The sequence below is a fragment of the Bacillus sp. SRB_331 genome (assembly GCF_003264175.1).
GTDB lineage: Bacteria > Bacillota > Bacilli > Bacillales > Bacillaceae_G > Bacillus_A > Bacillus_A mycoides.
Map to the genome: position 1 here is coordinate 82051 of NZ_NADV01000047.1, position 21743 is coordinate 103793.

At 36.0% G+C, this 21743-nt stretch carries 19 protein-coding genes, 1 pseudogene and 1 riboswitch; of the genes and pseudogenes, 1 reads left to right on the forward strand and 19 read right to left on the reverse strand.

All coding sequences use genetic code 11. The annotated features are described in order from the left end of the window. Positions 1 to 31 precede the first annotated feature (31 nt). The 15 genes and pseudogenes from yfmH to spoVFB all read right to left on the reverse strand — a co-directional run. Positions 32 to 1318 carry an EF-P 5-aminopentanol modification-associated protein YfmH gene (gene yfmH, locus B5P42_RS27555; RefSeq protein ID WP_044442924.1) on the reverse strand — a complete coding sequence of 429 codons (1287 nt, stop codon included), beginning with the start codon at positions 1316 to 1318 and terminating at the stop codon, positions 32 to 34. Beyond that, positions 1319 to 2593, reverse strand: a complete 1275-nt coding sequence (gene yfmF, locus B5P42_RS27560; RefSeq protein ID WP_002033691.1) for an EF-P 5-aminopentanol modification-associated protein YfmF — start codon at positions 2591 to 2593, stop codon at positions 1319 to 1321. Positions 2594 to 2803: 210 nt separating this feature from the next. Then, on the reverse strand, positions 2804 to 3763 hold the full coding sequence (locus tag B5P42_RS27565; RefSeq protein ID WP_113735724.1) for an ABC transporter permease: 960 nt from the start codon (positions 3761 to 3763) through the stop codon (positions 2804 to 2806). Next, positions 3764 to 4822, reverse strand: coding sequence for an ABC transporter permease (locus tag B5P42_RS27570; RefSeq protein ID WP_002190491.1), 1059 nt, complete (start codon positions 4820 to 4822; stop codon positions 3764 to 3766). Continuing rightward, the gene (locus tag B5P42_RS27575; RefSeq protein WP_002142848.1) at positions 4815 to 6347 is read right to left on the reverse strand and encodes an ABC transporter ATP-binding protein; all 1533 of its coding nucleotides are present in this window, start codon (positions 6345 to 6347) and stop codon (positions 4815 to 4817) included. Before B5P42_RS27575 ends, B5P42_RS27570 begins: the two co-directional genes overlap by 8 nt. Positions 6348 to 6459: 112 nt before the next feature. Then, positions 6460 to 7536, reverse strand: coding sequence for a BMP family lipoprotein (locus B5P42_RS27580; protein ID WP_002190493.1), 1077 nt, complete (start codon positions 7534 to 7536; stop codon positions 6460 to 6462). A 90-nt stretch (positions 7537 to 7626) separates the two neighbouring features. After that, complete coding sequence (locus B5P42_RS27585; protein WP_002088063.1) at positions 7627 to 8352, reverse strand: GntR family transcriptional regulator; 726 nt, start codon at positions 8350 to 8352, stop codon at positions 7627 to 7629. Positions 8353 to 8585: 233 nt separating this feature from the next. Next, positions 8586 to 8687, reverse strand: a riboswitch (purine riboswitch). A 203-nt stretch (positions 8688 to 8890) separates the two neighbouring features. Further along, positions 8891 to 11275 (reverse strand): DNA translocase FtsK, encoded by a 2385-nt coding sequence (locus B5P42_RS27595; RefSeq protein ID WP_113735725.1) that lies wholly within the window; start codon positions 11273 to 11275, stop codon positions 8891 to 8893. Positions 11276 to 11489: 214 nt separating this feature from the next. Further along, positions 11490 to 11693 (reverse strand): YlzJ-like family protein, encoded by a 204-nt coding sequence (locus tag B5P42_RS27600; protein WP_002088064.1) that lies wholly within the window; start codon positions 11691 to 11693, stop codon positions 11490 to 11492. Beyond that, on the reverse strand, positions 11690 to 12439 hold the full coding sequence (gene tepA, locus B5P42_RS27605; protein ID WP_002014582.1) for a translocation-enhancing protein TepA: 750 nt from the start codon (positions 12437 to 12439) through the stop codon (positions 11690 to 11692). Before tepA ends, B5P42_RS27600 begins: the two co-directional genes overlap by 4 nt. A gap of 102 nt (positions 12440 to 12541) precedes the next feature. Beyond that, positions 12542 to 14212 carry a ribonuclease J gene (locus B5P42_RS27610; RefSeq protein WP_002014581.1) on the reverse strand — a complete coding sequence of 557 codons (1671 nt, stop codon included), beginning with the start codon at positions 14210 to 14212 and terminating at the stop codon, positions 12542 to 12544. A 608-nt stretch (positions 14213 to 14820) separates the two neighbouring features. Continuing rightward, on the reverse strand, positions 14821 to 15699 hold the full coding sequence (dapA, locus tag B5P42_RS27615) for a 4-hydroxy-tetrahydrodipicolinate synthase (protein ID WP_002014579.1): 879 nt from the start codon (positions 15697 to 15699) through the stop codon (positions 14821 to 14823). 11 nt (positions 15700 to 15710) lie between these two features. Then, positions 15711 to 16943 carry an aspartate kinase gene (gene dapG, locus B5P42_RS27620; protein ID WP_113735726.1) on the reverse strand — a complete coding sequence of 411 codons (1233 nt, stop codon included), beginning with the start codon at positions 16941 to 16943 and terminating at the stop codon, positions 15711 to 15713. Between the two features lie 23 nt (positions 16944 to 16966). Further along, entirely contained in the window at positions 16967 to 18013 is a 1047-nt protein-coding gene (asd, locus tag B5P42_RS27625; RefSeq protein ID WP_002014577.1) for an aspartate-semialdehyde dehydrogenase, read from the reverse strand. 149 nt (positions 18014 to 18162) lie between these two features. Continuing rightward, positions 18163 to 18351 (reverse strand): annotated as a pseudogene (gene spoVFB / locus B5P42_RS27630) (dipicolinate synthase subunit B); the annotation flags it as partial. A gap of 191 nt (positions 18352 to 18542) precedes the next feature. Here spoVFB and B5P42_RS27635 point away from each other — a divergent pair. Further along, entirely contained in the window at positions 18543 to 19262 is a 720-nt protein-coding gene (locus B5P42_RS27635; protein ID WP_113735727.1) for an excalibur calcium-binding domain-containing protein, read from the forward strand. A gap of 460 nt (positions 19263 to 19722) precedes the next feature. Here the strand turns inward: B5P42_RS27635 and B5P42_RS27640 are convergent, their stop codons facing one another. The 4 genes from B5P42_RS27640 to B5P42_RS27655 form a co-directional block, all read right to left on the reverse strand. Beyond that, positions 19723 to 20529, reverse strand: a complete 807-nt coding sequence (locus tag B5P42_RS27640) for a GH25 family lysozyme (RefSeq protein WP_113735728.1) — start codon at positions 20527 to 20529, stop codon at positions 19723 to 19725. After that, entirely contained in the window at positions 20529 to 20954 is a 426-nt protein-coding gene (locus tag B5P42_RS27645) for a phage holin family protein (protein WP_113735729.1), read from the reverse strand. The genes B5P42_RS27640 and B5P42_RS27645 overlap by 1 nt, the downstream gene beginning before the upstream one ends. 75 nt (positions 20955 to 21029) lie before the next feature. Beyond that, a complete protein-coding gene (locus B5P42_RS27650; RefSeq protein WP_113735730.1) occupies positions 21030 to 21254 on the reverse strand; it encodes a hypothetical protein in 225 nt (74 codons plus the stop codon). A gap of 127 nt (positions 21255 to 21381) precedes the next feature. Next, entirely contained in the window at positions 21382 to 21738 is a 357-nt protein-coding gene (locus tag B5P42_RS27655; RefSeq protein WP_113735749.1) for a hypothetical protein, read from the reverse strand. Between the last annotated feature and the right edge of the window lie 5 nt (positions 21739 to 21743).

Genomic DNA, 21743 nt, shown 5'->3' on the forward strand with positions numbered 1-21743 from the left:
TAGATACTGCATTTTTTATTCACATATTACTTCATTTTTTTGGTAACACTTGGCAGACACTCATTTTCTCTTCAATTAATAATGTTTTTGCTGCTTGTTGTAGGTCTTGAACAGTTAATCCTTCTAACACTGTAAGAGCATCAAATAAACTAGATTCATTAAACGCATATCGTGTAAACTGATTTGCAATATATTCAGGTGAATTCAACGATCGTAAAAATCCGCCAATTTTCTTTTTCTTCACCCGTTCCAGCGCAGTCTCATCTAACTGATCATAATTCGTTTGTAGTAAAATACCTTTTAATCGCTCTGCCAATTCATCAGGGTGCTTCGTATCTCCACCAACCATTGCAAAACCGAAGTTATTTTCTTCTGTATAGTCATACGAGAACGAATCATCAATAAGACCTTCATTATATAAAGATTCGTAATGAACTGACCCTTTTCCAAATAAATAATCTAAAAGTAATGTAAGTGCAATTTCTTGTTTTAACAGAGCTTGCCCTTTTTCTTTTAAATTCGTTGCTTTAATACCAACTAAACATTTTGGAGTTTGAACAGGCATTGAAATAATCTTTTTCTTTTCATTTACTTCTTCTGGTTCCTCTTCAAAAGAGCGAACAATTTCTGGTTGATTTTCGTAATCTTTTTTCGCTTGATTTTCACGAACTAAATCCATTGTTTTTTCAGGATCAATCGCTCCAACAACAAATAATAACATGTTGCTCGGATGGTAAAAAGTCTCATAACATTCATACAGTAGGTCTTTTGTAATCTTACTAATAGAATCAATCGTCCCTGCAATATCAATTTTAATTGGATGTTTCACAAACAAACTATCGATTAACCCAAAGTATAAACGCCAGTCTGGGTTATCTTGGTACATTTGAATTTCTTGACCGATAATACCTTTTTCTTTTTCAACCGTTTTTTCAGAGAAATACGGTTCTTGTACAAAGTCTAACAACGTATTTAAATTTCTCTCTACATTTGATGTACAGGAAAAGAGATAAGCGGTTCTTGTAAAAGATGTAAAAGCGTTCGCTGAAGCACCTTGTTTACTAAACAATTGAAACGCGTCATGATCCTCTTTTTCAAACAATTTATGCTCAAGGAAATGAGCAATTCCATCTGGTACACGAGTCATGTCTTCTTTTCCAAGCGGTACAAATGTATTATCAACAGAACCGTACTTCGTCGTAAATGTTGCAAATGTTTTGTTGAAGCCTTGTTTCGGTAAGATATATACGTCTAATCCATTCGGAAGTTTTTCATAATATAGCGTCTCTTTTAATTGCTCATACACAATTTTCTCCATTTATTCTCCCTCCGTTCCATGTAAAAAGTAAATTGTATCTAGTTCAATATTATTAGCAACTTTCACAATCTCTTCTTTCGTCACGCTTTCTATGCCCGTTAGCCATTCTTCAACTGGACGCGTACGCTCTGAAATCACCCCGTGATAAAGCATTTCAACAAAACCACGTGGTGTATCAATTGCCTCTAAGATTTGATTTTGAATTACACTTTTCGTTTGCTGAATCTCTTCCTCTGAAAAATCACCACTTTGCATTGCTTTCATCTGTTCTTTAATAATTTCAACAGCTTTTTCAAAGTTCTTCGCTTCAATTCCAGACATAACGAAGAGCAAACCTTTATGACTTTCAAATCTCGATGCTGCATAGTACGCTAAACTATTTTTTTCACGGACATTTACGAATAACTTCGAATGAGAAAACCCTCCAAATAATCCGTTAAACAATTGTAATGCAAAATAATCTTCATCTTTATACGTAATGAATGTGCGATAGCCGATATTTAATTTACTTTGCTTTAGTTCTTGTTTTTCAACAATTTCTTTTTCTTCATTATTTCGTTTATGAAGAAGTACATTTCTCTCTTTCATAGCGCGAGGTGAAATCGAAAAATACTTATTTACAAGCTCCACAGCATCTTCTGAAATATCACCAATGATATATAAATCCATTTCATCTTCAGCTAACACTTTTTGATAATATTGATATAAACTTTCATTTGTAATAGAAGCAACACTTTCTTTTTTTCCATTTGCACTTAAGCGATATGGTTCTACTTTGCACATTTCTGCAATTAAACGCTCATTTGCATAACGCATTTTATCATCATAAGTAGCTTCAATTCGTTGCAAGAGTGCTCGTTTCTCACTTTCTACAATAGAAGATAGAAAACCGTCCCCTTCTGTCGCTGGATGTAGAACAATATCAGATAACATAGAAAGCGCTTTTTCAAATAACGGTGGTGCATCGCGTAAATATGTTTCATTTGCAATGTCTACATAAATAGAGATGATATGGTCTTCCCCTTTTTTACTTACATCTACCGCTAAAGAAGATCCATATAATTCTTCTAAATATTGACGAAGACGAATTACAGAAGGCAGTTTTTCTGTCGCACTTTGCAATACGTACGGCAATAGGGCACGCTCTGTCACCGTCTCCTCATTTAAAGGTGCTTTAAAACGAAATACAAAGGTATTTGTTTTAAATTTATCAGTCGGAATAATATGTACTCGCAAGCCACCTAATTCATGCAGTTGCTGCTCCATTAGTTTCATTAATAGCCCTCCTTTACGTATGTAGGAATATTCCTCTTCAATATACAGTTTTTAGAAATAAAAAATCAACTTTTCTTCCTTATTATGCTTACATTTGAGTCTTTCTAAAAACTTTAATATGTAAGGAACATAGTAAAATTCCGTATTAAATATATTCTATGTAAAAAAGCCCGCACTAATGTGCGAGCTTTTTTTATACTTTCTAAATACTCATCGTTTTCCTTTTTCATAAGGCGTTCCGAGTGCTTTCGGAGCTTCAGATCGGCCTACAAAACCAACAAGTGCTAATATTGTAAATACATACGGTAATATCGTTAAGAATACACTTGGAATTTCTTTCAATACAGGAATTGTACCACCTGTTATCCCAAGTGATTGAGCAAATCCGAAGAACAGTGCGGCTCCAAGAGCACCAAGTGGATTCCATTTACCAAAGATCATAGCTGCTAGTGCTAAGAAACCTTGTCCAGTAATTGTAGCACCTGAGAAGTTACCAGAAATCGACATTGCGAAGACCGCACCACCCACTCCTGCAAACATTCCAGATATACAAACTGCAATATAACGCATTTTATATACATTAATCCCCATCGTATCTGCTGCCATTGGATGTTCACCAACAGCACGAAGACGAAGACCGAACGGTGTTTTATAAATAATGTACCAAACAACAAATGCTAAAATAATGGCAATATACGACGTTATTGGTACGTTTGAGAAAAATATTTTTCCGATAACTGGAATATCTGATAGACCTGGAACATCGATTTTTTCAATACGGTATTGAATAAAATCTGTCTGCCCTTTATCAAAAATCTTCTTAATCGCAAATACTGTTAAACCAAGAGATAAGAAGTTAATCGCTACACCACTTACAACCTGATCAGCACGGAACGTAATAGATGCTACCGCGTGAAGTAATGCAAATAATCCACCACCAATTGCCGCAAATAGTAATGCAATCCATGGAGTCATCGTTCCCCAAGTATCACCCATTAATAAGGTTGTAACAATCCCAACAAATGCACCAAATAGCATTAGTCCTTCTAACGCAATATTTACAACACCTGATCGTTCACTAAATACACCACCTAATGCTGTAAAAATTAAAGGTGCTGATGTATATAACGTACCTGTCACAAGAATGGCTAATATATCTAAAAAGCTCATTTATTTCCCCTCCTTGCTCATACGTGTAAGCGCCCATCTTAAAACATAACTACATGCAACAAAGAAGATAATACATGCAATAATTACGTTAATAAGTTCTGATGGTACATCTGCCTCAAAGTTCATTTGAGGGGAAGCACTTTTCAAACCACCAAATAACAATGCTGAAAGGATAATACCAAATGGATTATTTCCTCCAAGAAGCGCTACGGCAATTCCGTCAAATCCAATCCCTGTAAATGAAGACATTGCTGTCATGCTTTGGAATGTTCCTAACCCTTCCATTGCTCCACCAATCCCAGCAAATGCACCAGCAATTGTCATGGAGAATACTACATTACGAGAAACCTTCATACCTGCATATTGAGAAGCATGTTGATTAAATCCTACTGACTTTAATTCATAACCTAGAGTTGTTCGATCTAATAAGAACCACATTAAGATTGCTACTAAAATTGCAACAATAATTCCCCAGTGAAGACGTGAACCATCAGTTATTGCAGCTAACCAATCTGAAGATAAAGATGCACTCGCTTTAATATCGTATGTTTTATCATTGCCCTCATGTAAAAAGCGTTTAATTATGTCATACGTTACATATAACGCGATATAGTTCATCATTATTGTTACAATAACTTCATTAACCTTAAACTTCCCTTTTAAATAACCAGGAATAAAGCCCCATATTCCACCCACCATTGCTGCAAATAAAATAGATAATGGAATATGAAGAAACGCTGGTAGTGAGACCGCATAACCGAACCAAACTGCCGCAAGCCAACCAACTAATAGTTGACCCTCTACCCCGATATTAAATAAACCTGTACGAAATGCAAACGCCACCGATAATCCAGCAAGAATAAGTGGTATCATAGTGCGAAGTGTCTCACCAATCGCACTAGCACTGCCGAACATACCTGTCCAAAGCGCACTATAACCAACAATTGGATCATAGCCACTAACCAGCATTACAATCGCTCCAACAATTAAACCAAAAATAACGGATAGTACTGGGACTAAAATATTTATCGTTCGCTCTGTTAAAAGTTTTTTAGCCATTTGTACCCACCTGCTCTTTCTCTGTTCCTCCAGCCATTAGCAAACCAAGCTGTTGTTCATTTGTGCCTTTCGCATTCACAATTGCTACAATTTTCCCTTCATAGATAACTGCAACCCGATCACTCACATTTAAAATTTCTTCTAATTCTAAAGATAAAAGAAGAACCGCTTTCCCATTATCTCTCTGCTCGATTAATTTTTTATGAATAAATTCAATTGCACCTACATCTAAACCACGTGTTGGCTGTGCTGCAATTAATAAATCCGGATTACGATCTACTTCACGTGCAATAATAGCTTTCTGCTGATTCCCACCAGATAGAGCACGCGCTAATGTTTGTTCGCTAGGTGTACGTACATCGAACTGTTCAATAAGTGCCTTCGCTTTCCCTGTGATTTTGCTAAAGTTTAAAATCCCCTTCTTTGAAAATGGATTTTTATAGTACGTTTGCAAAACTATATTGTCTCTAACAGAAAAATCAAGAACTAGTCCGTGCTTATGACGATCTTCTGGAATATGACCAATTCCTTCTTCTGTAATTCTTCGAACAGGCCAATTCGTTATTTCTTTCCCTTTAATTGCAATAGAACCTGACTCAACTTTTCGTAAACCAGTAATTGCTTCTATTAATTCGCTTTGTCCATTTCCATCGATTCCTGCAATACCAACAATTTCCCCCGCACGAACAGTTAAGTCAAGGCCTTTTACAGCAGGCAGTTGGCGTGCATCGTGAACAACAAGATTTGCAATAGAAAGTACCTCTTCTTTGGGCGTAGCGTCTATTTTTTCTGTTTTAAAATTCACTTGACGTCCGACCATTAATTCTGCAAGTTTATGTTCATCCGTATTTGCAACGTCAACAGTTCCAATCCCTTTTCCTTTGCGAATAATTGTACAACGATCGCAAACTTCCATAATTTCTTTCAATTTATGAGTAATAAGAATGATAGATTTTCCTTCTTGCACAAGCTTTTTCATAATTTGAATCAATTCATGAATTTCTTGTGGTGTTAACACTGCAGTCGGTTCATCAAATATTAAAATTTCCGCTCCACGGTAAAGTGTTTTTAAAATTTCAACACGCTGTTGCATACCAACAGAAATATCCTGTATTTTCGCGTATGGATCTACAGCTAAACCATATTGTTCAGACAACTTTTGAATCTCTTTAGCAGCTTCTTCAACAGCTATTTTCCCTTTTTTCTTCGGTTCATTACCGAGAATGATATTCTCTGTAACTGTAAAATTATGAACAAGCATAAAATGTTGATGGACCATCCCAATACCAAGATCATTCGCAATATTCGGATTTGTAATTTTTACAGGTGTTCCTTTAATTTTAATTTCACCCTGTTCTGGCTGATACAAACCGAATAGTACATTCATCAATGTTGATTTCCCTGCACCATTTTCTCCAAGTAAAGCATGTATTTCTCCCTGTTTTACTTGCAGCGTAATATCATCATTCGCTACAATGCCTGGGAATACTTTCGTAATATTATTCATCTCAATTACGTATTCCATTTCGTTCCTCCTTTTAACAGGGAACATTCCCCTATTAACTTATTAAGCAATTTGGAAGTTTTATACATACAAAGGTTAGTTCTAAGAACTAACCTTTGCTATTTCTCTATCTTTATTTTTTTAGAGAAGCTTCATATTCTTTATATTCTTTATCTGTAGCTGGTACTTTAATTTCTCCAGCTGTAATTTTCTTTTCAAATTCTTCTACTTTTGTTAAAATCTCAGGGTTAACTTTTTTCACGTTATCAGTTGTTTTTGCAATACCAACACCGTCATCTTTTAAGCCAAACGCTTCAATTTTACCACCTTTTAATTTTCCATCTTTCGCTTCTTTTGCTACTTTTTGTACAGCGATATCAACACGTTTTACCATTGAAGTTAATGTTACGTTTTCAGGCATACCTTCTTGATTTTGGTCACGGTCAACACCGATTACCCAAACGTTTTCACCTTTTTTCTTACGGTTTTTCGCTTCAGTGAATACACCGTTACCTGTACCACCAGCAGCATGATAAATAACATCTACGCCTTGACCATACATTGCTGACGCAAGAACTGTACCTTTTTCAGGCTTATCGAATGCTTCAGCATATTCAGATACGATTTCAATATTTGGATTCACTGCCTTAGCACCAGCTTTAAATCCATTCTCGAATTTACTAATTAAATCACTCTTCATTCCACCAACAAATCCTACTTTATTCGATTTTGTTGACATAGCTGCCACCGCACCTACAAGGAATGACCCTTCATGATCTTTAAATGTAATACTTGTTACGTTTGGTGCATCTACAACAGTATCAACAATTGCAAATTGTTGTTTTGGAGATTCTTTTGCTACTTCTTTAATTGCTCCCTCTAATTTATACCCAATACCGAAAGCTAAATCATACTTATCTTTTGAAAATTTCTTTAAGTTCGGAATATAATCCGCTTCTTTTTCAGATTGAAGATAACGATAATTTGTCTTCTCTTTTAATCCATTATCTTTACCAAACTGTTGTAATCCTTCCCAAGAAGATTGGTTAAATGATTTGTCATCAACGCCCCCAACATCTGTAACCATACCAACCTTAAACTCTTTATCCCCTTTTTTGTCACTATCCGCTTTATCCGAGTTACCACATGCACCTAACACTGTACTTGCTGCTAACGTTAACGATAATAAAAGACCTGTTTTTTTCTTCATACTAGAAACCCCTCCTGAAATGTTTTGTCTAATGATTCATACGCTGCTGTCCCTTACTTCTTGCTGTCACCTCCCTAAAAAGGAACTTCCCTACATACGTTTTCTTAATACGTGGAAGCTAAACTTATCAGCTCTAAAGTAATTAATAGAATATAAGATTGGCTCATCATTTTGATCATAGTGCATTTGTTTTAAAACTAGCAGTGCCGTTTCAGGTTCACATTCTAAAATCGGTGAAATTTTCGGGTGATAACCAATCGGTTCAATGTGAGCAACTGCGTATGTGATACGCTTGTGCGTATTATTATGTATTACTGTAAGCAGCGATTCCTCATTGTATCCCGATAAATCTGGTAATATCTCTTTTGCCAGTTTATCAATGCAATATACAACTGGTTCCCCATCCGCTGTACGAACACGTTCAATCATTACTGCGCTAAAAGCATCTTCACAATTAAATTTCTCTTTTTCTTCTTCTGTTAAAGTTGTTGTAGATGATGATAAAAAGATTGTTCCTGGTGTTTTCCCCACACTAGAAATCATATCTGTAATACTAGAAAGTTGCTCTATTCCAGAAGAAAATAACGGCTTCGCATTTACAAATGTCCCTACACCATGTCTACGAATAACAACATTTTCTTCTTCTAAAATACGTAGTGCTTCCCTTAAAGTTGCCCTACTTACACCAAGTTCTTTCGCTAGATCAAACTCTGAAGGTAACTTTTGTTTTTCTTTGTAAGCCCCATCTTTAATTTTTCCTTTGATGTGATCAATCACCCGCAAATATAGGTGACGACTATCGGATTTTACTGACATAAGACTCCCCCGCATTTCAATTATTCGACCTCTGATGTAAGACTTCTTTTCTCTTTTTTCAACTTACAACATAGTATAAATTACTAAATACTAAAAATAAGCGTAATTATCGAATAAATATTAATAATTTTTCAAGATGAAATTTTCACACTTTATTCCATAAAAAAAACTTTGTACCATAAACATTTCTCATATAGAGAAAAAGTTCGGCACAAAGATTCCTTACATCCTTTGTTACACACTTTTCCCCTCATAGTCTAGCAATTCATGGTTGCCAGGTAGAAACTTATGGACCTTATCTCCAAGATTATATGAGGCAGTGATTCTTTTCGAAGTAATCTTACCACTTGCTCCCATATGTGTCAACAGAATTCAACATTTTTCTACATTAAATATCGAACGTTTTGAAAACCAAAACGATAAGCATTCGTATTCTAAAGGACCCTTAAAGATGTAAGCCCTTTCTTCGTCAATGACTATAGTATATAACAAAAACAGCATATAAAAAAGCCTAATTGTAAAAACAATTAGGCTTTTTTTAAGAACTTTTTTCTTGCACATCTTTAATGAGTACTCCCCTTGGTTTACTACCTTCATAAGGACCTACTACACCATTCATTTCCATGGCATCAATTAAACGAGCTGCTCGCGTATATCCTACTCTAAATCTACGTTGTAACATAGAAACAGATGCTGTTTGCATTTCTACTACAAGCTGAACCGCTTCATCGTATAATTCATCTTCTACTTCCTGCTTTGTTTCAGGAACATCTTGTGGAATCATATCCTCTTGATATTGCGCTTTTTGCTGGGCAATAACAGATTCTACGACTCTCTCAACTTCATCATCTGATAAAAACGCCCCTTGTACACGAACAGGTTTCGATGCACCAATTGGTATGAATAACATATCTCCACGACCTAGCAACTTTTCTGCACCACCACCGTCAAGAATCGTTCGAGAATCTATTTGGGAAGATACAGCAAATGCAATACGCGATGGAATATTCGCTTTAATAACACCTGTGATAACATCAACTGACGGGCGCTGAGTCGCAATAATTAAATGAATACCAGCAGCACGTGCCATTTGCGCTAAACGCATAATCGCATCTTCTACATCCGAAGAAGCAACCATCATTAAATCAGCTAACTCGTCCACAATCACTACAATATATGGTAATTCAGGTTGTTTCGCTTCCGATTGGCTATTATGTTCTTTAATATAATCATTATATCCTTCAATGTTACGCGTACCGCTATGCGCGAATAATTCATAACGACGCTCCATTTCACTCACAACTTTCTTCAAAGCCTGTGATGCTTTTTTCGGATCAGTTACGACTGGTGTTAATAAGTGCGGAACACCGTTATATACATTTAACTCTACCATTTTCGGATCAATCATCATTAATTTTACTTCATGCGGTTTTGCACGCATTAAAATACTTACAATAATTCCATTAATACATACACTCTTTCCACTACCAGTCGCACCAGCTACTAATAAATGGGGCATTTTATTTAAACGTGCCAATACAGCCTCTCCTGTAACATCACGTCCAAGACCGATTAATAACTTCTCTTCTGGGTGGTTATTCGCCTTTGAATCAAGAACTTCTCTCAGCGTTACCATAGAAACTTCTGAATTCGGAACCTCAATCCCTACAGCTGATTTCCCGGGAATAGGTGCTTCAATACGAATGTCTTTCGCTGCTAAAGCAAGCGCTAAATCATCACTTAAACTAACAATTTTACTTACCTTTACTCCCATATCAGGATACACTTCATATTTCGTAACTGCAGGACCTCTATGTACTTTTGTTACTTTCGCTTTCACACCAAAACTTTGGAATGTACGTTCCAATTTACGAGCATTTTCATAAATTTCCGCATTTTCATTTGTAACTTGCTTATTTTTGGGAAACTTTAATATATCAAGCGAAGGAAGCTTATAATCTTTATTTTCCACATTAGAAAATTGCATAGGAGGTGCTTTCGTTTCACCTTCTAGCGATTCAACGATTTTTTCTCCTCGTTTCTTGTGAGGTTGTTCTTCTGGCGCAGGCGGAACTGCCTCTTCAATAAACGGAGGAGTGATTAAATCATTTTCTTCTATCTGCTTTTCCGTCTCTTCACGTACTGGATAATTCTCAGTAAAATTCGAAATAATTGGTGGACCAATTTCTATTTCTTCTACTGGCTCAATAGCTTCTTCTTGTTCAGCAACACGTTCATGCCTCTTGCTTCTTGTTGTTTTTTTCTTTTCAGTTTGCTCGGCGACCCTTTGAGATTTCCAATCTTTATAATCCCCTTGCATTACTTGAAACTGACTTCTAAGAATTCTCCCTACCGGAGCAAGTACTTCTCCAATATGTTTATTTGTTATACAAAGTATTCCAAGAATAACTAAAATAATTCCAATGATATATGCCCCTACTTCGTCAAATAAGAAGTAGCACGTTGCGAACATCAGTGCACCGAACATACCACCACCTAAATGAACACTATCCGGGCCTTTTTTCATTTCAAGGAAAAAGTAATCTTTTGTACTAACAATTACAGAAGTATTTTGCACAGCTCCATCTTTCGTAAGCAGGTTAAATAATGTAATATGACTAAACATTAATATTGCTAGTACAATTAAATAAACACCTATTAGCCGTTTATTTAAAAGGTTGGGCCATCCCCGCTTTATTACAAACGCAACAGATAAAGCTATTACACCTAACACACCAATTATGTACCACTCACCAAAGAAGAAGCGAAAAAATAACACAAACGATTTCCCTACAACACCTAGCTGTAAAATCGTAATAATCGAAAGTGCAAAAAGAGTCAACCCGACGATTTCATAATACAAAGTTGGCTTTATCGTACGTCTTGCCTTAGCCTTCGTCCCTCTTTGCTTTTGTTTTGCCATTTCTTCACCTCGTGTTCTAAAAATTAAGTACAACTTTCTTATAAAAAAGCTCTACTTACATGTCTTTCTCTCTATTTTTCAGGTCTTTATATCTTCTATTTTTACACTTCTTGTAAAATGTTAAATAAACAGAAGAAAGCAGCCTACTCATGGCTGCTCAACCGTCTTGTTTTTTATATTATACCATAGCTCCTAAACAAAATCCTTCTTTTTGCTAAAAGGTAATTTTCTGTCCAGGCTCAAACTCTAGGTAGTGAGACGGATTCGTACTTAATACACGTACAATAGAGTAACATTGATTATCCTCCTCAGAAACCACTAATTCCACGCCATTTATATTCACAACTTTTTGGCTTTCGCATTGTGAATAATCGGCCGGATACACAAGTTGCTCTGGCATAATTGTATATAAAATCATTGTAGCATTGTCCCTTCTGTACTATTATCCTTGCGTTCATCAATTAATTCGTTTAATTTTCGAAGTGCGCTACCAATACCACCGACACCATCTATAAGACCATATTTCACTGCATCTCCACCTATTACATTCGTCCCAATATCTCGCGTCAAATTCCCTTTTGCAAACATAAGCTCTTTAAAACGATCTTCCGTTACTTTCGAATGCTTTGTCACAAATCGAATGACTCTTTCTTGCATTTTATCCAAATACTCAAATGTTTGTGGCACACCTATAACAAGACCTGTTAAACGAATCGGATGAATTGTCATCGTCGCTGTTTCGGCAATAAATGAATAATCAGTTGAGACCGCGATCGGTACACCGATTGAATGCCCTCCTCCTAAAACAAGAGATACAGTTGGTTTTGAAAGCGAAGCCACCATTTCAGAAATCGCTAATCCAGCTTCAACGTCACCCCCAACTGTATTTAATATTAACAGTAAACCTTCAATTTTTGGATTTTGTTCAATCGCGACAATTTGCGGAATGATGTGTTCATATTTTGTTGTTTTATTTTGTGGTGGCAACTGAATATGACCTTCCACCTGCCCAACAATTGTTAAGCAATGAATACGCGATTCATTCATTTGTGGTACATTTGTCTGTCCAAGTTGCTGAATTTTCTCCACTATAGAAGCCTCTTTTGGAACTTCTTTCGGCTCAGCTTCTTTTTCTTCATTTGTATAACGATCACGTTCTGTCATATCGCATCCCCTTTCACTCGTATATAACTATTATTTCTTAAGTTATGAATTTCATTCGATAGGGTTAAAAAAGAAAAAGATCACCTGTAAAGGTGACCTTCTTTATACTTCCATAATAATCGGTAAAATCATTGGCTTTCTCTTCGTTTCTTCGTACAAGAACTGCCCTAATAATTCACGAATATTTTGTTTCAACATAGACCATTCAATTGTATATTCTTTAATTGATTGTTCAACAATCATACGTACAATATCTGTGGATCGTTCGATTAATGCTTCTGATTCACGAACATATACAAAGCCGCGTGAAATAATTTCTGGACCAGAGATTATTTTCTTTTCATCCTTACCAAGTGTTACAACAACAACTAAAATTCCATCTTGAGATAACATCTTTCTATCTCGAAGAACGATGTTACCGACGTCACCTACACCTAATCCATCAATTAAAACATTACCAGCTTGCACTTTACCAGCTAATTTTGCTTCATCGTCACCAAAAGCAATTACATCGCCTTTTTCTACGATAAAGATATTCTCTCTCGCAATACCTACATCTTCCGCTAAATACGCATGTGCTTTTTGCATACGGAACTCACCATGTACGGGTACAAAATACTTCGGCTTCATTAAATTTATCATCAGCTTTAATTCTTCTTGGCTACCATGACCTGAAACGTGAACTTTTCTTTCACCGTAATAAATAACCTCAGCACCAGATCTAAATAACAAGTCAATAATTTTTGATACAGATACTTCATTTCCTGGAATTGGAGAAGCTGCAATAATAACAGTATCACCTTTACGAATTGAAATTTGTTTATGAGCTTGTTTCGCCATTCTAGAAAGGGCTGCCATCGGTTCCCCTTGACTACCAGTCGTTAAGATAGCTACCTTTTTTTCCGGGAAATTGTCTATTTCTTGTAATGAAATAACCATACCTTCTGGAACATCTAAATAACCAAGACGTCTTGCAATATCTACCACTTTCACCATGCTACGTCCTACTACCGCCACTTTCCTTCCAGTTTCAGCAGCTGCATCAAACACTTGTTGAATACGATGTACATTGGAGGCAAATGAAGCAACAATAATACGCCCTTCTGAACTATAGAATACTTTAGAAATCTCTATACCAACTTCTTTTTCCGAACCTGTATAACCAGGACGTTCAGCGTTTGTACTATCAGATAACAAGCAAAGTACGCCTTCATTTCCAATTTGCGCCATTTTCCCAAGATCTGCTCCACTATTTCCGATTGGAGTTTGATCAAATTTAAAGTCTCCTGTATATACTACAGCACCTTTTGATGTATGGAAACAAACACCCACAGAATCCGGAATACTATGTGTCGTTCCGAAGAATGACACATTTGTTGAATTAAACTCTACTGTTGAATTCGAGTCAATTGTTTTTAAGTCTACACGGCCTAACATTCCTGCTTCGCCAAGCTTTTCTTGTATAAGTCCTACCGTTAATTTCGTCGCATATACTGGAATAGATAATTTACGAAGCACATAAACAATTCCACCAATATGATCTTCATGACCATGGGTAATAAATAGTCCTTTTACTCGCTCTTGATTTTCTACTAAATATGTAATGTCAGGAATAACAATATCAATCCCAAACATTTCATCTCCCGGGAACATCAATCCGGCATCTACAATAAAGATTTCAGAATCAATTTCAACACAGTACATGTTTTTTCCGATTTCACCTACTCCGCCAAGAGCAAATACTTTAACAGACTCATTCTCTTTTCTCTTCATGTTGTTGCCTGGTTTAAAAATCTTGCAAACACTGATTTCACTAAAATTGCAGAGACACCAGGGGAAACTCTACAACCACCATATATTCACCGTCCAAGACGAATGTCCTTACCGTTATGCGATATCATGTCCTTGTTAATTTTTTAAACCAGGTTTCACCTCTCTTTCATTATATAAATCAAATATCTTATTCGATATGATATGAAAATTTCATTAAATCGTAATTTTTACCAATTTTGCTAAGCATACCCGTACTAAGCTACTTAGCCATATTATAACTGATACAAGAAATAGAACACAAGTTAAATTATGCGAAAGACAAGAGAAGACACTAAAATGAGATTATAATTTAAGAGGGCAAAATTCATATCAGTTTTACTATTTTCCCTACGTAATAAGAGTTTGATGGAAAAATATTTATGTAAATTCTTTACATAAACATGAAACGATATTCACTAAAAAAATCTTATCTCTGTAATCAGTTTCTTACTAATTCTCCCCCCTGCCATCCCCTTCTTATTACAGCCTATTAACTATAGCTAATTTTCATCACTTACATATAGTTAGTCAAAATAAAAATGACCTAGTTTCACACTAGGTCATTTTTATTAACGAGGAATAGATTGCATTACGGATTGTAACGTTATTCTTTCTTCTTCCGTTAATGGAAGAAGTGGCAAACGTACAGAACCTACATCTAATCCCACCATTTGTAATGCTGTTTTTACTGGTGTTGGGCTCGGCGCCATAAATAGTGCATCCGTTACTTTTACTAGTAATTGATGTAATTTCTGCGCTTTTTTGAACTCTCCAGCTTGGAATGCAGCAATCATTTCTTGCATTTCATTCCCGATAACATGAGATGCTACAGAAACAATACCTTTTGCTCCAATTGCCATAGCTGGTAATGTTAAACCATCATCACCGCTGTATACTGCAAAGTCGTCCGCTGTTTTTTCAATGATTTCTGTCATTGTTAATACATCGCCGCCTGCATCTTTAATCGCAACAATGTTTTCTATTTCTGATAAACGAACAACTGTATCAACGGAGATTTGTACAATAGATCGTCCTGGAACATTATATAGCATTACCGGAAGCGGAGTGCTTTCAGCGATTGTTTTAAAGTGCTGGTACATCCCTTCTTGACTCGGTTTATTATAATACGGTGCCACTAGCATAACTGCATCAACACCAACTTCAGTTGCCTTTTTTGTTAAATCGACAGAAGCATGCGTATTATTGCTACCTGTTCCAGCGATGACGGGCACCCTTTTATCGACAACAGATACGACATGGCGATATAACGCTACTTTTTCTTCTGATGTTAATGTAGGAGATTCTCCAGTCGTCCCTCCTACCACGATTGCTGTTGTACCGTTATCAATTAAATAATTTACCAATTTCGTTGTCTTTGCAAAATCGATATTACCATTTTTATCAAACGGTGTTACCATCGCGGTTGCAATTGTCCCAAAATCTATCATGATCTCACTCCTTATTGTTCCAGTTGCTTTTCTTTTGAAAGCTCAAATGCACTATGTAATGCATTCACAGCCTCCACTAAATCGGCTTCTTTTACAAGAACCCAAATTGTCGTATGACTATCTGCTGATTGCAGAATTTGAATACCTTTTTCCGCTAAAGCTGTGACAATTTTCGCTGTAACTCCTGGAATACCTGCCATTCCAGCACCAACGATAGAAACCTTCGCACAATGCTCTGTCACCACTGGATCATATCCAAGTTGCTTTAAAACCTCAACTGCACGCGCTGATACACTATCCTTTACTGTGTAAGCTACACCGGTAGGAGAAATGTTAATTAAGTCCACACTAATCCCTTCATTAGCCATTTCTTTAAACACGTGTTGTTGTAAATCATATGCAGTTTCTTTTGCAAGCACTTTAATTTGCGTTACGTTTGACACATGGGCAATCCCTGTAACAGGACGTTCTTCTACATCCTGCCCTTTTGTAGCACCATCATATGCCGCAATAAGCGTACCTTCACTATCAGAATACGTAGAACGTACACGAAGTGGTACTTTTGCATGCATCGCAATTTCAACCGCACGCGGATGAACAACTTTCGCACCCTGATAAGCCATGTTACAAATCTCGTTATATGTTACAGTTTGAAGATGACGTGCATCTTTTACGATACAAGGATCCGCAGTCATAACACCTTCAACATCTGTGAAGATATCGATATATTCAGCATGAAGCGCAACACCTAATGCTGAAGCTGAGGTATCACTACCTCCGCGTCCAAGTGTTGTCGTATCTCCATTTTTCGTTTGACCTTGGAATCCAGTCACGACGATAACATCTACATTTTGTAACTCTTCATGTATACGATCGCAATTCATTTCAATAATCTTAGCATTCGTAAAGTCATTATTCGTTACAAAACCAGCTTGCGCACCATTTAATGCTGCTGCTTTTATACCATTCTCATTCAACATGTTAGAGAAAACAATTGCTGAGATTAATTCTCCGCATGATAATAATAAATCTTGCTCACGTTTAGAAATATTAGATTCCTCTTGATTTACAAGACTTAATAACGTATCAGTTGCATACGGTTCACCTTTACGGCCCATTGCTGATACGACAGTAACTACTTTATAACCAGCAGCTAACGATTTTTTTATATGGTGAAGCGCATGCTTGCGCCCATTGTCATCACGTACTGACGTACCACCAAATTTTTGAACAATAATTTTCATATTTTGCACCTTCTCTTAGCCGTTTACACTAATTGTAATTTTACTAAGCGCTCTGCAATTTGAACAGAATTCCATGCAGCGCCTTTTAATAAGTTATCAGATACGACCCAAAGGTGGAATCCTTTATCATTATTTAAATCTTTACGGATTCTTCCAACGAATACTTCATTTTTACCTACTGCAGTAGCTGGCATTGGATATAACTGCTCTGCTGGATTATCTTGCAGTACAATACCTTCTGCATTTGCAAGTAAGTTTTTCATTTCTTCTACTGTTACGCCTTCTTTATCTACTTCAATGTACACAGACTCGGAATGACCCGATACAACTGGTAAACGTACACATGTCGCAGCTACTTCTAATTCAGGCATATGCATAATTTTTTTCGTTTCATTAATCATTTTCATTTCTTCGAATGTAAATCCATTATCTTGGAATTTATCAATCTGTGGAATAGCATTAAAAGCGATTTGGAAATGCTTTTCGTCACCTGATACAGGTAAAACATTCGCCTTTACTTCTTCGCCATTTAAGATTGCTTGTGATTGTTCATGAAGTTCTTCAATAGCTGCCGCACCAGCACCTGATACAGCTTGATATGTGGAAACGATTACTCGTTTTAAACCATATTGCTGGCGAACTGGCTCAAGAGCTACTACCATTTGAATTGTAGAACAGTTTGGATTTGCAATAATACCATTATGTTCTTTTAAATCATTTTCATTTACTTCAGGTACAACAAGTGGCACGTTTTCTGTCATACGGAATGCACTTGTATTATCAACAACAATTGCACCGCGCTTTGCTGCTTCTGGCGCTAATTGTTTCGATACAGATCCACCTGCACTAAATAGTGCAATATCTACTCCTTCAAAACTTTCAGGAGTTGCCTCTTGAACTGTAAATTCTTCGCCTTTAAATACAAGTTTCTTACCTGCAGATCGTTTAGATGAAAGTAACGTTAACTTCCCAATTGGAAATTCTCGTTTCTCTAAAGTATTTAACATTTGTTCACCAACTGCGCCGGTTGCTCCAACTACAGCGACATGAAAAGTTTTTTGCTTTTCCATCACTATGCCCCTTTCTAGATACCAATCCTTCTATAACTTAGAATTAGAAGGAGCTTACAATGCCCCCTCTAATCTTAATAACGTTAATTTTATCATATTCTACAGTAAGAATGATGGTTTCAACAAAAATTGTACGTTTTTTTCGTTTTTTAATTCATATATCTGAATTTTTCTACAACAACAGGTTGTAATTGTTTTCCTTGTAGCGCTTCCAATACTGTATCTTCAAGTAACTCCATACGAGCTACCATTGAGTTCGGTTTTTTCTCTGGTGCATCTTGGCCAAATGGTACGAAGTAGATGTCTTTTGTAGCCATTAGGCGCATGAGGTTGACGCCAACAGGGTGATAACAAAAGAGGGATTTTTTAATTTCTTCTATTATATATGTAAATCATGATCAGTTAAATTGTTATGATTTTATATGAAAGAAAAAATTTCTAAGCATATATTTTATTATTTCATAAACAATCCTAACATCTCTAAAGTTTGATATAATAATATTATTATATCATCTAGGAGGTTTTTTATTTGTTTACTGCATTAACATTTTTATTTTTACTATTATCAGTGCTAGCAATAATTGCATTGATTATAGGCCTAATTAAACCAGGGAAAGTAATTCGTTTTGGCAACAAAAAAACAAGAGGTCTAGTTATATTAATTTTCTTACCATTATTATTCATTTCGTTTATTTTAACAGGTGTATTTGCTGATAAATCAATGACTCCAGAGCAACGAGCTGCAATTGATAAAAAAAGAGCTGATGAGAAAGTATTAAAAGAAAAACAAGAGCAAGAGAAGAGTGAAAAAGAAAAAGATAAGAAAGCTGAAGAGCAAGAGAAAAAAGAGAAGGAAAAAGAAGAGCAGGAAATAAAAGCTAAAGAAGAGAAAAAGGCTGCTGAAGAAACACGTAGACAAGAAGAAGCTCAAAAACAAGAGGAGCAACGCAAACTCGAGGAAGCTCAAAAACAAGAGGAACAACGTAAACTTGAGGAAGCTCAAAAGCAAGAGGAACAACGTAAACTTGAGGAAGCTCAAAAACAAGAGGAACAACGTAAACTTGAGGAAGCTCAAAAACAACAGGAATCAACTAGTAAATCTACCATTAATAACAGCGGTGCTAGTGAAAGTTTCTCAAATTGTACAGAATTACGTAAAAAATATCCGAATGGAGTACCATCTTCTCATCCAGCATACAGCGCTAAGTTAGATCGTGATAAAGACGGATTTGCTTGCGAAAAAAAATAATCTAATACAATTGCATCGTTACAACAGATAGAGAAATTAAAGCAAGCTGAAGCTAATTCTGGAAACAAATTAATCCTAAAAAGAACAGGTACTAAATTCTACAGTAAAAATATAACTAGTACATAAAAAGTAGGTGTTTAAATTAAAAAGAAATTCTACCTTTATGAAAGTCACTCGTTCAATATTTAACGCATTTCGTTTGTTGAGTAAAATCATAAATCCAATATTAAAGGCATTAACTAAAAGTAAATTTTAAATTTCATAAAAATAAAAATCCCCTTCTGCATATGAGTGCAAAAGGGGATTTTTTCAAATTAATCTATTCGTTCTACAGATACTGGTTCATAGATAAATAAGAAACGGTACCTTTACACTAACATCTATAAAGATGAAAATCAACATATAAATACCTACCTATAGAATCAGGTAACATTTTTATTCATAAAACTATTCTTTTGTATTATTTCAAATACTCGTACCACCAGTTTCTTTCGTCCATCCAAGCTGTAATTTTATCAAGTTCACCATTTGGCAAAACTTCAGTTTGTAAATATGCTAAACCAGTTAATGGATCAGAGACAACTTTCCCTTTTGTTCCACGCTCATTCATAGCGTTTACGACTTCCTGGACCAATGAAATGCCAAAACCACCAGATTTAACATATTGATAGCCAACATTAGCAATAGCTTGTTCTGGCTGTTTCTCTTCTGTAAACCAAGCTAACGATTTATTACCAATTAATTGGTTCAAGTCACACTTCCCAATACCGGGGACATTTCCTGTTTCAGTGTATTGCCAAATATCACATGGATATGCTGGCTTATTCCCTCCGTAGCGTGGAATCCATACAAAATCACATTTCACATTTGCCATACCGAATGGAGCATACATATGGTGGCCAACATATAAACCAACTTTTTTAGCACCTAATCGGCGTAATTCATTGATAAATGCTTGTGTACCAGCTCGCATATCATTCATTGTTTTAACTTCAACATCCGCTACCCAGACTGTCGCATTCTTATCACCGCGATTCCAGAAATCACGAGCTTCTACTTTTGCATCTTCTATAGAAACAAAACGACAGAATGCATAGTTACCAAACGGAACGTCATGCTGCTTCATAGCTTGTACATAGCCTTTATACAATGGATCTACATAATTTGAACCATCTTGTACACGAGCGATGATGAAATCAACGTATTGTTTTGCTATAGGCCAGTCAATGTCACCATTCCATTTTGAAATATCAATAATATGTCCCATTACTTAACATCTCCTTTTCTATCTTCTTGTTTTTGTTTACCACCTAAAATCTCAACTGCATTTGTTAAAGCCTGTGGAAGTGGAATACCCATTCGTCCAGCGTTTTCTAAAAGCGAAAGAAGCTCATTCCCGACAAAGAAAAAGATTGTTGCTTCACGAATCGCGCTATTTGTTCCCACAACCGCATCTGCTTGAGTAGCTGCTCCGACCAAAAGAAAAAGCACCACCTTTTTGGCGATGCCTTTGAAACCAACTTTACTTTTTAATTCTCCGTTATATCCTGCTGCAATCATGCCTGTTAGATAATCAATAACTGCCATCGTTACTAAGATTTTCAATGTTGCATCCCATCCTCCCAAGAAATACCCACAAAAGCCACCAAATGTAGCAATAAATGCTTTCATTAATACATCAATACGATCCATCTTTCCATCTCCTTATTTATAATAAAAAAGAGAGACGCTTGTCCCTCTCTCAATAAGTACCTTTATTTTAAGATATTAAATCATCCCTTTTAATATTAAACCCAAAACTGACATAGTGATTGCGCTAATAATAATTCGTAAAATCCAAGTTGTATTCAAGCTAATCTTTTCTAATTGCTTATTAATTGTAGAAATGTCTTTCTCATTAATCGTTGTACGAGTTTCTAAATTTCGAATATCTCGCATAATTTCTTTTTGTTCTGCTTTTAGACTGTCGATTTTTGCATATACGTCTTCCATACATTCACATCCTTTTTAAATCTTAATAGGACAATCTCTACATAATATGAGACAACCTTATTCATGGTGAATGCATCACAGGAATTTTCATACAAAAGCCGTATTTTGTTCAAAATAAAAAGACCAGCTATTGCTGCTCCTGCTCTATTAGCGTTGTATTTTCATTTGTTGTTGGCAATTCTTGCGACGGATAATTACCTGTCAGCGATGTGTAACAATCTAAACAAATATTCTTTTTCGCAAATCCCATATCTAATTCATATAGACGTGCTCCACGTTTACATATTTCACACAACGTAGCAATTCGAAGTTTTATTGTCCCATCCATCTCCCTCCAAACTTCAACCTTACTAATACCTTTTGGAATTCCTGCATTATTTAACATATCCATAGGTATTTGAATAAAAACTCCTGTCTCCGTTCGTTTTGCATCTACCAATCTTCCCATAAAAGGAAAGGCGTCACCCTCTTGTAAGGGCATCATAGGAA

Excerpts from the sequence above, each read along its gene's own strand:
- B5P42_RS27650 (WP_113735730.1), bottom strand. The coding sequence starts at position 21,254 with ATGGAAGACGTATATGCAAAAATCGACAGTCTAAAAGCAGAACAAAAA.
- yfmF (WP_002033691.1), bottom strand. The coding sequence starts at position 2,593 with ATGAAACTAATGGAGCAGCAACTGCATGAATTAGGTGGCTTGCGAGTA.
- asd (WP_002014577.1), bottom strand. The coding sequence starts at position 18,013 with ATGGAAAAGCAAAAAACTTTTCATGTCGCTGTAGTTGGAGCAACCGGC.
- B5P42_RS27585 (WP_002088063.1), bottom strand. The coding sequence starts at position 8,352 with ATGTCAGTAAAATCCGATAGTCGTCACCTATATTTGCGGGTGATTGAT.
- B5P42_RS27570 (WP_002190491.1), bottom strand. The coding sequence starts at position 4,822 with ATGGCTAAAAAACTTTTAACAGAGCGAACGATAAATATTTTAGTCCCA.
- B5P42_RS27580 (WP_002190493.1), bottom strand. The coding sequence starts at position 7,536 with ATGAAGAAAAAAACAGGTCTTTTATTATCGTTAACGTTAGCAGCAAGT.
- B5P42_RS27565 (WP_113735724.1), bottom strand. The coding sequence starts at position 3,763 with ATGAGCTTTTTAGATATATTAGCCATTCTTGTGACAGGTACGTTATAT.
- B5P42_RS27655 (WP_113735749.1), bottom strand. The coding sequence starts at position 21,738 with ATGATGCCCTTACAAGAGGGTGACGCCTTTCCTTTTATGGGAAGATTG.
- B5P42_RS27600 (WP_002088064.1), bottom strand. The coding sequence starts at position 11,693 with ATGATTTTATATACAATTATGCCAGAGCAACTTGTGTATCCGGCCGAT.
- yfmH (WP_044442924.1), bottom strand. The coding sequence starts at position 1,318 with ATGGAGAAAATTGTGTATGAGCAATTAAAAGAGACGCTATATTATGAA.
- B5P42_RS27575 (WP_002142848.1), bottom strand. The coding sequence starts at position 6,347 with ATGGAATACGTAATTGAGATGAATAATATTACGAAAGTATTCCCAGGC.
- B5P42_RS27640 (WP_113735728.1), bottom strand. The coding sequence starts at position 20,529 with ATGGGACATATTATTGATATTTCAAAATGGAATGGTGACATTGACTGG.
- B5P42_RS27645 (WP_113735729.1), bottom strand. The coding sequence starts at position 20,954 with ATGGATCGTATTGATGTATTAATGAAAGCATTTATTGCTACATTTGGT.
- B5P42_RS27595 (WP_113735725.1), bottom strand. The coding sequence starts at position 11,275 with ATGGCAAAACAAAAGCAAAGAGGGACGAAGGCTAAGGCAAGACGTACG.
- dapG (WP_113735726.1), bottom strand. The coding sequence starts at position 16,943 with ATGAAAATTATTGTTCAAAAATTTGGTGGTACGTCAGTACGTGATGAC.
- B5P42_RS27610 (WP_002014581.1), bottom strand. The coding sequence starts at position 14,212 with ATGAAGAGAAAAGAGAATGAGTCTGTTAAAGTATTTGCTCTTGGCGGA.
- tepA (WP_002014582.1), bottom strand. The coding sequence starts at position 12,439 with ATGACAGAACGTGATCGTTATACAAATGAAGAAAAAGAAGCTGAGCCG.
- dapA (WP_002014579.1), bottom strand. The coding sequence starts at position 15,699 with ATGATAGATTTTGGGACAATTGCAACCGCGATGGTAACACCGTTTGAT.